At 71.1% G+C, this 15,450-nt stretch carries 11 protein-coding genes, 1 tRNA gene and 1 pseudogene; 8 read left to right on the top strand and 5 right to left on the bottom strand.

Annotated elements, in window-relative coordinates:
* Positions 1-11 precede the first annotated feature (11 nt).
* The 4 genes from glxA to AC07EJ_RS24700 all read right to left on the bottom strand — a co-directional run bounded on the left by glxA (position 12) and on the right by AC07EJ_RS24700 (position 5,720).
* A complete protein-coding gene (gene glxA / locus AC07EJ_RS24715) occupies positions 12-1,949 on the bottom strand; it encodes a radical copper oxidase GlxA (protein WP_478884944.1) in 1,938 nt (645 codons plus the stop codon).
* A gap of 315 nt (positions 1,950-2,264) precedes the next feature.
* Positions 2,265-4,214, bottom strand: a complete 1,950-nt coding sequence (locus AC07EJ_RS24710) for a glycosyltransferase family 2 protein (RefSeq protein ID WP_393582138.1) — start codon at positions 4,212-4,214, stop codon at positions 2,265-2,267.
* A gap of 512 nt (positions 4,215-4,726) precedes the next feature.
* The gene (locus AC07EJ_RS24705) at positions 4,727-5,413 is read right to left on the bottom strand and encodes a FadR/GntR family transcriptional regulator (protein ID WP_389477062.1); all 687 of its coding nucleotides are present in this window, start codon (positions 5,411-5,413) and stop codon (positions 4,727-4,729) included.
* 233 nt (positions 5,414-5,646) lie between these two features.
* A tRNA-Lys gene (locus AC07EJ_RS24700) sits at positions 5,647-5,720 on the bottom strand.
* A 186-nt stretch (positions 5,721-5,906) separates the two neighbouring features.
* On the opposite strand from AC07EJ_RS24700, the gene AC07EJ_RS24695 reads away from it, so the two are divergent.
* From AC07EJ_RS24695 to AC07EJ_RS24675, 5 genes are all read left to right on the top strand, one after another.
* Positions 5,907-7,253, top strand: coding sequence for a peptidoglycan-binding protein (locus AC07EJ_RS24695; protein WP_389477064.1), 1,347 nt, complete (start codon positions 5,907-5,909; stop codon positions 7,251-7,253).
* Between the two features lie 181 nt (positions 7,254-7,434).
* Complete coding sequence (locus AC07EJ_RS24690; protein WP_478884943.1) at positions 7,435-8,730, top strand: SPFH domain-containing protein; 1,296 nt, start codon at positions 7,435-7,437, stop codon at positions 8,728-8,730.
* Positions 8,731-8,896: 166 nt separating this feature from the next.
* Positions 8,897-9,493 carry a lytic polysaccharide monooxygenase auxiliary activity family 9 protein gene (locus tag AC07EJ_RS24685; protein WP_389477068.1) on the top strand — a complete coding sequence of 199 codons (597 nt, stop codon included), beginning with the start codon at positions 8,897-8,899 and terminating at the stop codon, positions 9,491-9,493.
* A gap of 98 nt (positions 9,494-9,591) precedes the next feature.
* The gene (locus AC07EJ_RS24680) at positions 9,592-10,029 is read left to right on the top strand and encodes a DUF3592 domain-containing protein (RefSeq protein WP_389477070.1); all 438 of its coding nucleotides are present in this window, start codon (positions 9,592-9,594) and stop codon (positions 10,027-10,029) included.
* A 58-nt stretch (positions 10,030-10,087) separates the two neighbouring features.
* Positions 10,088-11,755 carry a long-chain-fatty-acid--CoA ligase gene (locus AC07EJ_RS24675; protein WP_389477072.1) on the top strand — a complete coding sequence of 556 codons (1,668 nt, stop codon included), beginning with the start codon at positions 10,088-10,090 and terminating at the stop codon, positions 11,753-11,755.
* Between the two features lie 23 nt (positions 11,756-11,778).
* Here the strand turns inward: AC07EJ_RS24675 and AC07EJ_RS24670 are convergent, their stop codons facing one another.
* Positions 11,779-12,615, bottom strand: a complete 837-nt coding sequence (locus AC07EJ_RS24670; RefSeq protein ID WP_389477074.1) for an NAD(P)H-binding protein — start codon at positions 12,613-12,615, stop codon at positions 11,779-11,781.
* 109 nt (positions 12,616-12,724) lie between these two features.
* Here AC07EJ_RS24670 and AC07EJ_RS24665 point away from each other — a divergent pair.
* From AC07EJ_RS24665 to AC07EJ_RS24655, 3 genes and pseudogenes are all read left to right on the top strand, one after another.
* Positions 12,725-13,096: pseudogene (locus AC07EJ_RS24665) on the top strand (winged helix-turn-helix transcriptional regulator); the annotation flags it as partial.
* A 263-nt stretch (positions 13,097-13,359) separates the two neighbouring features.
* Positions 13,360-14,625 (top strand): sensor histidine kinase, encoded by a 1,266-nt coding sequence (locus AC07EJ_RS24660; RefSeq protein ID WP_389477076.1) that lies wholly within the window; start codon positions 13,360-13,362, stop codon positions 14,623-14,625.
* On the top strand, positions 14,610-15,269 hold the full coding sequence (locus AC07EJ_RS24655) for a response regulator (RefSeq protein WP_389477078.1): 660 nt from the start codon (positions 14,610-14,612) through the stop codon (positions 15,267-15,269). The genes AC07EJ_RS24660 and AC07EJ_RS24655 overlap by 16 nt, the downstream gene beginning before the upstream one ends.
* Positions 15,270-15,450 lie beyond the last annotated feature (181 nt).

Raw genomic sequence — 15,450 nt, 5'->3', positions numbered from 1 at the left:
CGTACGTTCCCCTACGGCACGTGCACCCACTGCGCCTTGCCGGGAGTTCCCTGATCATCCGTCACGAACAGCATGTACCAGCCCGATTCGACGAGGCTGCGGTTGTTCGGGATGGTCACCGTGACGCTGTCCTTCGACTTCTTCAGGTCGAGGGCGATCGACGTCTGGTCGACGTCCGTGACGTGCGTGGACGCGCTCGGCCTGATCAGGCGGGCCGTCCTGATCGCCGTCGCGTGGTCCGACTTGTACGTCGCCGTGCCGCCGCGCGCGACGGTCTTCGTGCCGCCGCTGAGCGTGGGCCGCGAGTCCTGGTACAGGTAGGGCGGCGTGTAGATCTCGATGCGCTGCTCGAAGACGCCGGGCTTGGTGTTCGCCTTGTCCGCGTAGAGGGAGTCGGAGCCGAAGAACATCACGCGGCCGTCGGGCAGCAGGATCGAGCCCGAGTGGTAGTTGCGGCCGACGAGCGGGTCGGCGACGCGCTTGAACGTGTTGGTCTTCACGTCGTAGAGCCGCGCCTGGTGGATGTTCGAGTCGCCGCGGCCGCGGTAGTCCTCGGAGCCGCCGGACACCAGGACCGTGTCGTCGGGGAGCGTGGAGGACTGCGGGTAGCGCGTGCCCTTCTCCAGCTCGGGGCCGTCGACGAACTTCGGGTCCTTGGCCTTCAGGTCGACGATCCGCGTCCTTCGGCTCGACTCCTTGGACTCGCCGACCCCGCCGCCGCCGACCACCATGTAGCGCTGGTCCTGCGCGGGCGGCAGCTCCACCGTGCCGGCGGTCTCCATCAGCTTCGGGTCGCTCAGCCCGGGTATCTTCCGGAACTTGTTGGTCTCGAGGTCCCAGATGCCGGGCGTGCGGCCGACGTTGTCGGGCCCGTAGCCCGCGTTGGCGCCCGAGTAGAAGATCTTCCCGTCCTCCATCTGGAAGAGGGCCGGGTACGTCGGGAACTGGCGGATCCCCTTGGTGTACGTCCACTTCTTGGTCTTCGGGTCGTACGTCTCGTTCTTGCCGGGGACGAGCTGGCCGATGTCGTCGAGCCCGGAGACGGAGAGGACCTTGCCGTCCGAGAGCGTGGTCAGCGTCGGGTACCAGCGCGCCTCGTTCATCGGGTCGACCTTGATGTACTTCTCGGCGACCGGGTCGAACTCGTAGCTGTCCCTGATCCCCTGGAAGTCCTTCTTGTCGAGGGCGAGCTTCTGCGCGATGCCGTAGACGTTGCGCGCGTCGGCGCCCTTGAGGCCCTGCACGCGGTAGTTGTCCTGCGTGCCCGTCTCGTACTTCGTGCCGCTCTTCTGCGCCTCGACGTAGACGCGGCGGATGCCCGGGTCGTTGCGCAGGAACTTGCCCGTCGCGGGGTCGAAGACCTTCTTCGCCCGCTCGACGGTGATGTTCTCGCTGGTGACGAAGGTCTTGCCGTTCTCCTTGCCGGTGAACCTGGACCCCTTGGGGATCGTCTTCGGCTCGTCCGGGTCCTCGTTGTGGACGATCATCAGGCCGCCGGCCTTGGTGACGTCGCCCTTGAGCTTCTCGTAGCTCTTGGTGCCGCCCGCGATGAGCAGATTGCCGTTGGCCAGCTGGGTGTGGCCCGTGCAGAACAGGTCCGTGGGCGTGGGGATCTTCTTGATCGTCCCCTTCACCGGGTCCCACAGCCGGGTGTCGAACTTCTTCGCGTCGAAGTTGTCCTGGTTGTTCCCGGAGCCGGCCACGAGCAGGATCTTGCCCGTGTGCAGCAGGGCGGCGTGGATCGTGTTCTGCCGGTACTCCTTGGGGAACTCGACGATGTCCCACTTGCCGTTCTCGGCCTTGTACTCGGGTCTGTTGATCTTGTACTCGTGGTACTTCGCGGACCCGAACCGGTAGACCCACGGCCCGTTCATCCCGGCAAGCGCTAGCACCACCACCGTGCCGATGGCTATGCGTCGGGCACGGCGGCGGCTGGCACCGTCTTTCACCTGCAGTCCTTCCAAGAGTCCCCGGCTGTCCGGTCGGGGAACGGCGGATTCGGTCGAAACTCCGCGAAGTATCGCGAGTTCCCTTACGATGCCGTCATCGATCCGCGAGCCCTTTGAAGGCACGAACCGGCTTCGCCGGGGAAACGGTTGTAGTTGGTGTCGACCGGTTCGATGTCGCCAGGTTCGTCCTGGCGTGGGGCCCTGTCATCGGTCCCGCACCACCACGGTGGTGGATGCGACCCGTGACCGTCCTGTCGTAGAGGGCAGTCGGGAGCGCGACAAGGTGTGAACCGCCGAGCCCCCGGGCCTGGCGCCTCACGACTGAGGCGATGACTTGTTACGTCCCCCTAGGGCGATCTGCATCGTCTGATCGGCGCCCCCGCCTCCGCCCCAACTGGGCTGGTACTGCGGAATGTTGTGGGACGAAACCGGATGCGGCCGCTCGGGCGCCTGTGAAGGCCGCTCGGGCGGCTTCGGCTTCTTCCTGTCCTGGCGCAGCATGTACCGCCAGGCGAACATCGGCAGCGCCGTGATCAGCAGGGCGAAGCAGGCCCAGGTGATCATCGCCGGGTGCGAGTGCCCGTACACGAAGCCCGCGGTGATCGACCCGGCGAAGACGAGGATGAAGTACCAGTGGTAGCGGAAGGTGCCGAACCACCGGTCGGGGCTGGCCGAGTCCCCCTTGGGCGTGACGACGAACTTGCTCTTGCGGCGCAGCACCGCGTCGAACAGGGCCTTCGCGTACAGCGGCGCGGACAGCGCGGACATCACCATGCCGGCCACACCGCCGGAGCCCTCGGGCTCGTGCGGCGAGACGTTGTGCCGGCGGTTCCAGATGTAGAGGCCGATCTGCAGCGCCGATGCGTTGCCGTACAGCATCAGCCAGATCGTCGGGTCGATGTTCACACCCGAGGCGCCGAGACCGAGGAACAGGGCGCAACTCAGCGCCGCCAGAATCCAGTTCATGGCGGACATCGGGTAGAAGATGATCATCATCGTGTAGTTGAAGAGCTTGCTCGGCGGGAGCGAGAAGAAGCCCTTCCAGTACTGCTTGAGGATCGTCTCGTACGTGCCACGCGACCAGCGCATCTGCTGCGTGAAGAAGTCCGTCCAGGCGCTCGGGCCCTCACCGACGGCGAGCACGTCCGGCGTGTACACGGACCGCCATTTCCTGCCGGTGGCCGGGTTCTTGGCGCGGTGGATCTCGAATCCGGTCGCCATGTCCTCGGTGATCGAGTCGTACAGACCGCCGATCTGCTTGAGGGTCTTGATGCGGACCGCGTTCGACGTGCCGACGAACATCGGGGCGCCGTAGGCGTTGCCCGCGCGCTGGATCAGAGCGTGGAAGAGGAACTGCTGCGACTCGGCGGCCTTGGTGACGAAGTTGTCGTAGTTGCCGTACACCTGGGGGCCGATGACGAAGCCGACGTCCGGGTCGCGGAAGAAACCGAGCATCCGCTCCAGGTAGTTGGGCAGCGGCACATGGTCGGTGTCGACGGAGGCGAAGTAGTCGTAGTCGTCGCCGTGCGCGTCCAGCCAGGCGTTGTAGTTGCCGTGCTTGGTCTTGGCGCGGTGCGGGCCCTTGGCCTGGTTCCACCGCGCGACGCCCTTGCGGGAGAAGTGGTGCACGCCGAGGCGCTCGCAGACCGCCTTCACCTCGGGGTCGTCGCCCTCGTCGAGGAGCCAGATGTGCAGCAGCCCCCGGTGGCGCAGCTTCACGGCCGCCTCCAGGGTCTTCGTCACCATCTCGAGCGGTTCCTTGCCGGGCACGAACGAGGTCAGGAACGCGACTCTCGTGCCGGTCTCGGGCACCACCGGGATCGGGTCACGGGCGACGAGCGTGGCGTGCGCGTTCGACAGCACGTTCATGCAGCGGAAGAACTCGATCAGGCCGATCGACACCAGCATCACGACGTCGAGCGCGGGCAGGAAGTCGTACGCCGGGTAGTCCCGCTCCGTCCAGTGCTCGGGCTGGAGCAGCCAGAACAGCAGCACGAGGGAGAGCAGCGGAGCGGCACCGAGCATCAGCGCGGCCCGCAGCCGGTGCGGTTCCTGCGAGAGCAGTGAGCGGTACTGCACCTTGTACGGCTTGCCGGGTTCCGGCTGGGTCAGCGGGCCCGCGAGCCGGCTGTAGTGCTCGTAGTCGTAGCGCGGCAGGGCCTTCTTGATGCGCCGGAAGCCGCCGGTTCGATGCGGCGGCACGCGTAGCTGGGTGGTCTGGGACGGATCGAAGTTCTGCCGGGCGCCTGGCGGCGTCGACGTCATGAGTCATTCCCCCCGCACGCGAGTCACCGCGTGGTCGTCGGTCATCCGTCCGGTTGGGTCCCCCTCGACCTTCCCGGACGTGTCAGTGGCAGGCCACCGTCCCCCGTCTAAGACTGAGAAGACGGCCTTCCGGTTGCATGATGCCCCCCTCGGCATCGCTTCATGAACGGGGCCCCCACCCCTGAGTCGAGCGCAACCGGCGCCGGCCGGGCGCCGGCCCCAACTGCCTTGTGCCACCTGCCTCATCGGAGCCAATGGCTCCCGGACAGGGTTCTACGCACCTCATCATGATCGCAAGGGCGATACGAAGCGAAACAAGCTGTTTACCGGTCATACGCGCGATTTGGTGCGCCTGTTGGGGCGGATGGGGCGCGCAGCAGATACGCACGGGGCGTGCGCCGGGGGGCGCGCCGGGGTGCTCGGGTGTTGCTCGCTGGGGCGCTCGCCGGGTGCTCGCCGGGCTGGTCAGGTGTTGCTCGCCGGTTGCCCGCCGGGGGCGTTTGCCGGGCTGCTCAGGCTTTGCCCGCCGGGGTGCTCAGGCGGGCGCGGATGTCGCCGAAGTGCTCCCTTATGGCGCTCTCCGCCCGCAGCGGGTCGCCCGAGCGCACGGCGTCGACGATCTCGCGGTGCTGGAGTCCGGTGACCTTCGGGTCGTGCGGGATGGCGACGAGGTCGGTGCGGACCCGGTGGAAGGCGTCCCAGAACGCCTCCATGACCTCGCCGAGCAGCGGGTTTCCGAGACCGCGGTAGAGCGTCGCATGGAAGGCGCGGTCGGTACCGGGGCTGACGGCGCCGTCGGTGGCCGCCTCGGTGTCCATGCGGTCGACGAGGGCGTCCAGTTCGGCGAGGTCGGCCTCGGGGACGCGGCCGGCGAGGCGGGCGATGAGGCCGGTCTCGACGGCCTCGCGCAGTTCGAGGAGCTGGAGCAGGCTGTCCTCGCCGCGGTAGTGCCCGGCGACGGTGCGGAAGGTGAGCCCTTCGATCATGGGAGCCATGGACATAGGGCCGACGTAGGTGCCGAAGCCGTGCCGGATCTCCACGATGCCCATCGCCTGGAGAGCCTTGAGCGCCTCGCGCACGGAGTTCCGGCTGACGCCGAGGATCTCCATCAACTCGGGTTCGGTGGGCAGGGAGGCACCGGAGGGAAGCCGCCGGTCGATGATGAGCTTTTTGATCCGCTCCTGGAGGTCGCGCGCCATGGGCCCACGTTATCGGCAGAAGCGGCCGCCGTACGCCCCCGAGCAGCAGAAAGGCCCTCCGCTTACGCGGAGGGCCTTCGCTTGTCTGTCCGCCGGGGACTCGAACCCCGGACCCGCTGATGCTGTGTCTTCCCGGGGGATGACCCCCGGACCCCCAGCCGCTCTTGGGCTGTCGGGGTAGCCCCGCCCATAGCGAAAGCCCCCCACGCGTGTGGAGGGCTTTTGCCTGTCTGTGCGCCGCCAGGGACTCGAACCCCGGACCCGCTGATTAAGAGTCAGCTGCTCTAACCAACTGAGCTAGCGGCGCCTGCTGACCTGGAGAACTCTACCCGAATCCCTGGAGTGCTCAGGACCACCACGCCTGTCCGTATCACCCTATTTATCCGGTAAATACATCATTCGGACCGTCAACATGCGATATCGCCAGAGAGTTGAGAGGCTTCCGTTTGTGGAGATGGTTGGACATTTCGTTCTGGAGTGTGAGGGGAATCGCATGAAGGCTCCGGTGTTCGAGGAATTCGATCCTGCGAGCGATTGCGACTGCCCTGGGTGCCTTCGCTGGCGGCAGGTCGCCCGGTGCTCCCCGTCGTCGCTGACGATCAGTCTGGGCGGCCACCCCGCCGCCGCCCACGGCGCCCGGCGCGCGCTCGTCCTCGCGGCCGCGGCCGGCACGGTCATCGGCGGTGCGCACACGGTCCCCGCCGTCGCGTCCGCCCACGCGTCGGCCAGACCGGGGCTGCCGTCCGCGGACGAGCCGCCGACCCCACAGGGCGGGTCGGGCCCGCTACGCGGACCAGCGGGCGGCCCGGCCATGCCCCCGGACCGGGTTGCCGCGCTGCCCGCCACGACCCGCGCGGCGATCATCAACCGGGCCAAGCTCTGGACCACCGCCAAGGTGCCGTACAGCATGGCCAAGTTCTGGAGCGACGGATACCGGCAGGACTGCTCCGGCTTTGTCTCCATGGCCTGGCACCTCGGCACCAACGAATGGACCGGGAGTCTCGACAAGTTCGGGACACGCATCACGCGCGATCAGCTCCAGCCCGGGGACATGCTGCTCTTCCACAATCTGGCGGACCCGGAGAAGGGCTCGCACGTCGTCATCTTCGGCGGCTGGACCGACTACACGCACACCTACTACATCGCGTACGAGCAGGCGCCGCCCCGCACCCGCAAGCAGTCCACGCCCTATGCCTACTGGAGCAATTCGACCCGCTATGTTCCCTATCGCTACAAGGGTCTGAAGCAGGAGGAGAAGGTGGCGCTCGGCGGTCCGGCGTCGACGCGGTTCCCGGGCGCCAAGTCGTTCGGTCCCGGGGTGGACAACGCGAACGTCACCCGGCTCGGCAAGATGCTCGTCGACCGGGGCGGCGGCAGGTTCTATACGACCGGCCCCGGGCCGCGCTGGGGTAACGGCGACCGGCTCGCCACGCAGGCGTTCCAGCGCGCACAGGGCTGGACCGGCGCGGACGCCGACGGCCTGCCCGGGTCCACGACCTGGGCCTATCTCGTGGGCGGCAAGGGCAAGGACATCCCACCCGCCCTCGGCGGCGCGCCCGCCCCCGGCAGCCCGCCCGGCCCCAACTCCTCCGCGTCCAAGGTTCCGCCCTATCCCGGGCGCGGCATGTTCCGGCCGGGTGCGGACAGCGCGCACGTCACCCGGCTCGGCAGGCAGCTGGTGAAGAAGGGGTTCGGCAAGCACTACACGAAGGGCCCGGGGCCCCGCTGGGGCGAGGCCGACCGGCGGGGCGTCGAGGCGTTCCAGCGGTCCCAGGGCTGGCGCGGCGGCGCGGCCGACGGCTACCCCGGGCCCGAGACCTGGCGACGGCTCTTCTCGTGAGCGCCCACCGGCCGCCGGTCTTCTCGTGAGCGCCCACCGGCGGCCGGCGGGGCGTGAGGTCCCGTCGGCCGCGCGCGGGGGTGTGCGGCGATCCGCCTCGCCGCACACCCCGCCCTCTCCGGCCCTGCCGAACCGGAGGCCATCGCGGATGTACGGACCCAGATCCAGCACGGAGGCAAGGATGAGGACGACGATGGAGCCGCCGGAGCGGGCGGAGGGGCCGGAGGGGCCCGAGCTGCCCCCGGACGCCGATGCCGATGCCGATGACGGCGACCGCGACGCCGACCGCGACCGCGACCGCGACGGCGACCGCGACGGCGCGCGAACCTGCCGTGGGGAGTCCGGGGGTGGCCGGGACGTGGCCTTCGCCGAGCCGGGACCCGAGGCGTCGGCCGTCCGGGCCGCCCGGGTGATCCACGGCGAGGCCACCACCGAGATCCCGGTCCATCTGCTCTTCCGGGACGGGCCTGACCCCGTCTCGGTGCCGCTGCCGCCTACCGTCGTCGGGCGCAGGTGGGGCAGCGGCGAGCTGCCGCGCGTACCGCAACGGATGCCGCCGCGGCCGGCCTCGCGCCCGGCGCCGGTCGTCGACCCGGACCTCGTGGAAAGCCCCGGACGCGCGGTGCCCGGCACGGTCGGTGTGCTCGGCGGCCTCGCGGGAGCGGCGGGCGTCTCCGCGTCGCTGTGGTGGGGTGGGGTGCTGCCGCAGATCGCGGCGCTGCCCGTCCCCTCGGGCGCGCACCTCGGGCCGCTCCAGTGGGCGGCGGTCGTGGGCTCCGGCACCCTCGCCCTGTTCGGGCTCGGCGGTCTCGCGCGCGGCCGGACCGGCGGGGCCTGGGTGCTCACCCTCTTCGGACGCTACCGAGGAACCGTCCGCCGCACCGGCCTGGCGTGGGTGAACCCGCTGCTCCTGCGCCGCCGCTGCGACGTACGCCTGCGGCACTGGCGCAGCGAGCCGATGCCGGCCGTCGACGCGAACGGGGTCGCCCTGCGCGTCGTCGTCCTCGTCGTGTGGCGCATCAAGGACACCGCGCGCGCCGTGCTCGCTGTGGAGGACCACCAGCAGTATCTGCGCGAGTGTGTGGACGCGGCGATGGCGCGGGTGCTCTCGCAGCTGCCCGCCGACGCCTTTCACCAGGACGCCCCGACCCTGCGCAACGCCGAGGTCGTCGGCGACGCGCTCACCCGGCAGCTCGCCGCCGACGCGGCGCCCGTAGGCATCGAGGTGTTCTCGGCGCAGCCGACCAGGATCGAGTACGCGCCCGAGGTCGCCGCCGCGATGCAGCGCCGCCGGATCGCGGCGCTCGACGCGCAGCACCGTGACAGCGTGCTCACGTCGGTGGTCGACTCGGTCGAGGAGACGGTGACGCGGCTGACGACGCGGGGCCTGGTCGAGCTGGACGACTACGAACGCAAGGCGCTGGTCAAGGATCTGACGGTGGCCTTCTGCACCGGGCGCGGCAGCGACGCGTCGTAGGGCCCCCGTCGGGATCCTCTCCGCCGGTCGTGGAGCCCCGCCGGATCCTCTCCACTATTGGTATGGACATGTTCAATGAACGGCAATAATCTGGGCCCTGGTCTAGACCTGATGTAGCGCTGTGCGCACGGCTCACCGGAACTCCCCCACGTTCAGGAGCGGCAGCATGCGAAAGAAGATGTACGCGGCACTGCTCGGCCTCACCACCGCCGGAGCCTTCGTGCTCTCGTCGGGCGGCGCGAGCAGCCACGGCTACACCGACCTCCCCGTCAGCCGGCAGAAACTCTGCGCCGACGGCACCGTCACCGGATGCGGCAACATCCAGTGGGAACCGCAGAGCGTCGAGGGCCCCAAGGGCTTCCCGGCCGCGGGTCCCGCCGACGGGACGATCTGTTCCGCCAACCACGGAGAGTTCGGCGCGCTCAACGGCGCGAAGGCCCCGAACGGCACCGCCTGGCCGACGACCAAGGTCACCGCGGGTGCGAGCCAGACCTTCCGCTGGCAGTTCACCGCGCGGCACTCCACCACGGACTTCCGCTACTACATCACCAAGAACGGCTGGGACGACAGCAAGCCGCTGACCAGGGCCGACCTGGACACCGCGCCGTTCCTGACCGTGCCGTTCAGCGGGCAGCCCCCGGCCACCCTCTCGCACACCGGCACCCTGCCCTCCGGCAAGAGCGGCCACCACGTGATCCTCGCGGTGTGGACGATCGCGGACACGGCGAACGCGTTCTACGCCTGCTCGGACGTTCAGTTCTGAGCCTGGCTTGAGGCTCCCGGGGCCTTCGCGCGGGTACGTTCCGTGCACGCCGTTCCGACCGGGGCGGCGTGCACGGAACGTGGTATCGGGGGATGGCCATGCAGGTGTTGTTCTTGATCGCGCCGGTGTTCATCGCGGCCGTCGCGATCTTCATGGCGGTGGCGATGACCCGTCGCTCGATGCAGGTCAGAAGGGCCTGGGCCAGCGGCCTGACCGCACAGGCCCGCTGCCTGCGCGCGTTCACCTCGACCAGCCGCGACAGCGACGGCCACAGGAGCACCACACAGCACCACGTCTACGAGTTCCTGACCGGCGACGGGCGCCCCGTCAGGTTCCAGGAGGCCAACGGGCCCGCGACCACCGTGGAGGGCGACCTCGTGCGGGTGCACTACACCGCCGACCGCCCCGACCGGGCCACGGCGCACCCCCCGGCCCCGGTGCGCAACGCGACGTGCCTGGTGCTCCTCCTCGCCTTCCTCGGCTTCGTCGTCGCCGTGTGCGTCGTCTTCGTGTGCGTCATCGCCCTGACGCTCTGAGGTCTCGTACTCTCCTGGGGCTCCACTTCTGACAGTGCGTCAATTATGGTGCGCGGTCATGGGTCCCATGAGGCGTTCGGTCGCGGAACTCGTACAGGAGCGTTGGGGCGACCACCGCCCCGGACTGTGGTGCGAGGACCAGGTCCTCAGTCATCACGAGGTGGCCGCGGGCGCCGCCGCCCGCGCCGCGCTCCTCGCCGACCTGCTGCCCCGGGGGGCGGAGCCGCACATCGGCGTACTCCTCGACAACACCCCGGAGTTCCCGCTCTGGCTGAGCGCCGCGGCCCTCGCGGGCGCGGCCGTCGCCGGCGTCAACCCGACCCGGCGCGGCCCCGAACTCGCCCGCGACATCCTGCACACCGACTGCCGCGTCCTCGTCACCGAGCGCGCCCATCTGCCGCTCCTCGACGGCCTCCAACTCCCGGGCGTACGCATCCTGGTGACCGACTCCGACGCGTACGGCGAATTGCTCGCGCCGTACGCGGGCGCCGAGCCCGACCCCGCTCGCGCCACCCCCGAATCCCGCATGCTGCTGTACTTCACCTCCGGCTCGACGGGCGCGCCCAAGGCCGCGATCTGCTCACAGGGGCGGCTCGCGGCCGCCGGACACTCCCTCGTCGGCCACTTCGGCGTGCGCCGCGACGACGTCCACTACATCTGCATGCCGCTCTTCCACGGCAACGCGGTGATCGCCGACTGGGCTCCCGCCGTCGCCGCGGGTGCGGGCGTGGCGCTGCGGCGGCGGTTCTCGGCGTCACGCTTCCTGGACGACGTACGGGAGTACGGAGCCACGTACTTCACGTATGTCGGGCGCGCGGTGCAGTACATCCTGGCCACAGACGAGCGGCCGGACGACCGGGACAACCCGCTGCGGGTCGGCTTCGGCACCGAGGCGGGGGCGGTGGACGCGGCGCGGTTCGCCGAGCGGTTCGGGGTGCGGCTCGTCGAGGGGTACGGGTCGTCCGAGGGCGGCGCGGCCATCCAGCGCTCGGCGGGGACGCCGGCCGGGGCGATAGGGCGGGCGACGCCGGGGGACGACCTGGCCGTCGTCGACGCGGCCACCCGGCAGGAGTGCCCGCCCGCGGAGTTCGACTCGGACGGGCGGCTCCTCAACGGGGCCGTCGCGATAGGGGAGTTGGTCAACCGCGGCCGCACGCCCTTCGAGGGGTACTGGCGCAACGAGGACGCGCACGCACAGCGCGTACGGGACGGCTGGTACTGGACCGGGGACCTCTTCTACCGCGACCGCGAGGGGTTCCTGTACTTCGCGGGCCGCACCGACGACCGGCTGCGCGTCGACAGCGAGAACCTGGCGCCCGCGATGATCGAGAACATCCTCGCCCGGTACGAGGCCGCCGCCGCGGTCGCCGTCTACGGGGTGCCGGACCCGGTGGCCGGCGACCAGGTGATGGCGGCGCTCGCCCTGCGCGGGACGGACCTGGCCGAGCCCTTCGACCCGCTCGGCTTCGCCGAGTTCCTGCTCTCCCAGGCCGACCTGGGGACGAAGATGGCGCCGCGCTTCGTCCGGATCGTGGGGCGCATGCCCGTCACCGCGACGAACAAGGTGCACCGGGTGGGGCTGCGCCGCGAGGGGTTCCGGTGCGCGGACGCCGTGTGGTGGCGGCCGCCGGGGGAGAGCGGGTACCGGCGCCTGACCGATGCCGACGTCGCGGCGCTCACGGCCCGGTACGCGGCGCACGGGAGGTCGGAACTGCTCGACCGGTGAGGCGTGCGCACCCCCGGGACCGGTCAGGCGAAGGCCGCCGCGTTGCGTGCCGCCCACTGTGCGAACGTGCCGGGCTCGCGGCCGAGCAGCTTACGGAGGTCCGGGCTCACCCGCTGTTCGGCCGCGAGCGGCGAGCCGAGGATGTCGAGCGTGCCGTCCACGACCGGCTCGGGCATGAACCGCGTCATGAAGGCGCGGGCCTCGGCGCGGCTCAGTTCGGTGAACCGCACCTCGGCGCCGATCGCCTCGCCGAGTGCCACGGCCTGCTCGCGCGGTGAGAGGGCCACCGGTCCCGTCAGCTCGTAGGCCCGGCCCGCGTGGCCTTCTTCGCGCAGCGCGACGTCCGCCGCCGCGGCGATGTCCGCCGGGTCGACGACCGGCAGCGCCACATGGGCGAAGGGAGCGGCGACGGTCCGGTGGGCGCGTACGGAGTCGGCCCACGCGAAGGCGTTCGACGCGAACGCGCCGGGCCGCAGCAGCGTCCAGTCCAGGCCCGACTGCCGCACGGCCTCCTCGAATGCGTGCAGCCCGGCGTGCGAGACGGCATCGGGCCGCGTCACCACTCCCTGCGAGGAGAGCAGGACCACGCGGCGCACCCCGGCCGACTTCGCCACGTCGAGCACGGCGGCCGGCGGCTCCCCGCCCTGATGCAGCGTCGCCCCGATCAGCAGGAACAGCGCGTCGGCCCCCTCCAGCGCGGGCCGCAGGCTCTCCGCGTCGCCGACGTCCGCCCGGACGTGGCGCACGGGCAGGTCGGGCGCGGGCCGCCGGGACACGGCGGTGACCTGCTCGCCCGCGGCGGTCAGGGCGGCGACGAGCGGACGGCCGACGTTCCCGGTGGCACCCGTGACAACGATCATCTTCAACTCCCTTGTCCTGCGCGGACCTTGGGGCCGCGCTCGGTTTTCGGAAGCTAGCATCCTGAGTAAAGTAGGTACCTAGAGGAAAGTGACTTCCCTGGAGGGCTGCATGAGCGACAGTGCGCGGTGGCAGGGCGGCGGACCCGCGCAGGCCTGTCCGATCTCGCCGGTCCTCGACATCGTCTTCAGCCGCTGGACCACACCGATCCTGTGGGCGCTCAACGAGTACGGAACCCAGCGCTTCGTGCAGCTCCAGCGCACCATCGGCACCATCACGCCGAAGGTGCTCACGCAGCGCCTGCGGCAGATGGAGCGCGACGGACTCGTGGTGCGCACGTACTACCCGGAGGTGCCGCCCAGGGTCGAGTACGAGATCAGCGACCTGGGTCGCAGCCTCGCCCCATTGTTCGCGACACTCGCCGAGTGGTCGTCCGGGCACCTGCCCCAGGTCGAGGAGGCACGACAGAGGTTCGACGCGGCGGAGTCGACGGGGGTGTCTCCGGTTGCGGGGGCGTCCGCGGCCGCGGCGGGCTCGGCGGGCTCGGTGGTCGGGGGGTCCTCCGCGGCCGCTGGGCTGTCCCCGGCCGGGAGGCCCGCCCCGGCCCGGAGGCCCTCCGCGGTCACGGGGCTCTCCCCGGTGCGGCCGCCCTCCCCGGTCGCGCCACCGTCCCCGGTCGCGGGGCCGTCCCCGGTCGCGCCGCCCTCCCCGGTCGCCGGGCCGTCCTCAACTCGTGGGCCCGCCCGATGACTTCCCTCGCCGCCTCCCTGCGCGGTCCCTCCTACCTGCGCGGCGGCGCCCCCTGGCGCGCCGCCGGGTATCTCGCGGGAGGCGTGCTCGTCGGGGCGCCGCTCCTGGTCACGTTCGTGACGCTCGGCGTCGCGGGCGCCGTGCTCTCCCTCGTCCTCGTGGGGCTGCCGCTGCTCGCCCTGCTCGCGCTCGCCGGGGTCCCGGTCGCCGCGCTGGAGCGCCGCCGGCTGCGGCCCGTGACCGGCGACGCGGCGCCCAGCCCGCACCGCACACCGGCCGAGCCCGGCGCCACGGCCTGGCTGCGGCTGCGGCTCGGCGAACAGGCGACCTGGCGCGAACTCGCCTACGCCGCGCTCCTCGCGCTCGTCCTGTGGCCGCTCGACCTGCTGGTCCTGGCCTGCACGATCGGACTCGCCGGGGCGGTGGCGGCGGCTCCGGTCCAGCTGGCGAGCGCCGGACGCGACACCCGGGTCGTGAAGCTGTGGCTCATCGACTCCTACGGGCAGGCCGCCCTGTGCACCGTCGCCGGGCTCGCCCTGCTCGCGGTACTCCTCTACCCGCTCGGCGCGTACGCCGCCGCGCGGGCCGCGCTCGCCCGGCTGCTGCTCGCGCCCCGCGAGACGGAGGAGGAGGCGCGGCTCGCGGAGGTCACCAGGTCGCGGGCGCGCCTGGTCGCCGCGTTCGAGGCCGAGCGGCGCCGCATCGAGCGCGACCTGCACGACGGCGCCCAACAACGCCTGGTCGCCCTCACCATGAGCCTCGGGCTCGCCCGCCTCGACGCCCCCGCCACGGGCCCCCTCGCCGAACGCATCGCCACCGCGCACGACGAGGCGGGCCAAGTGCTCGTGGAGCTACGGGAGTTGATCCACGGAATCCACCCCCAGGTCCTCGCCGACTACGGGCTGGCCGCCGCCCTCGAAGACGCCGCCGACCGCTCGGCCGTCCCCGTCGACACCCGCATCGACCTGCCCCGACTGCCCGGACCCGTCGAGTCCGCCGCCTACTTCGCCGTGTGCGAGGCCCTCGCTAACACCGCCAAGCACAGCGGCGCCGGCCGCGCCTCCCTCACCGCACGCCACGAGCGAGGTCGCCTCGTCGTCGACGTACAGGACGACGGAGACGGCGGCGCCGACCCCGCGCGCGGCAGCGGGCTCACCGGGCTCGCCGACCGGCTCGCCGTCCTCGATGGCACACTGACGATCACCAGCCCGGCCGGCGGGCCGACCGCACTGTCCCTGGAGATCCCGTGCCCAGCGCTCTGAGAGTGGTCCTCGCCGAGGACGCCGTGCTGCTGCGCGAGGGTCTCGTCGGCCTGCTCGGACGGTTCGGGCACGAGGTGGTCGCCGCGGTCGGTGACGCGGACGCCCTGCGGAGCGCCGTCGCCGAGCACGCGCCCGACCTCGTCCTCACCGACGTACGCATGCCGCCCGGCTTCCAGGACGAGGGCCTGCGCGCGGCGCTCGCCCTGCGCGCCGACCGCCCCGGCCTGCCGGTCCTGGTCCTCAGCCAGTACGTGCAGCGCTCGTACGCGGCCGAGCTTCTCGACACGGGCGACGGCACCGGCGTCGGCTATCTGCTCAAAGACCGCGTCGGGCAGGTCGAGCAGTTCGTCGAGGCGGTGGAGAAGGTCGCCTCCGGCGGCACGGTGGTCGACCCCGAAGTCGTACGCCAGCTGCTGCGCCGCCGCCGCGACCCCCTGGAGCGGCTCACCCCGCGCGAGCGCGAGGTCCTCGCGCTGGTCGCCGAGGGCAGGTCGAACGGCGCGATCGCCCGGGACCTGGTGGTGAGCGAGGCCGCCGTCGGCAAGCACATCGGCAACATCCTGGGAAAACTGGACCTGCCACCGGCCGAAGACACGGACACCCACCGCAGGGTGCTGGCGGTGCTGGCGTACCTGAGGGCTTGAGGACGCGAGCAGGATCACAGGGCCCCGCTTCCGTGAGGGGCCCCGTCTATAGCGAAAGCCCCCCACGTGTGTGGAGGGCTTTTGCCTGTCTGTGCGCCGCCGGGGACTCGAACCCCGGACCCGCTGATGCTGTGTCTTCCCGGGGGATGACCCCCGGACCCCCAGCCGCTCTTGGGTTGTC

This window comes from Streptomyces sp. NPDC045026 (assembly GCF_056432625.1).
Note: the sequence above shows the minus strand (reverse complement) of the source record. Positions and strands in the feature narration are given on the sequence as shown.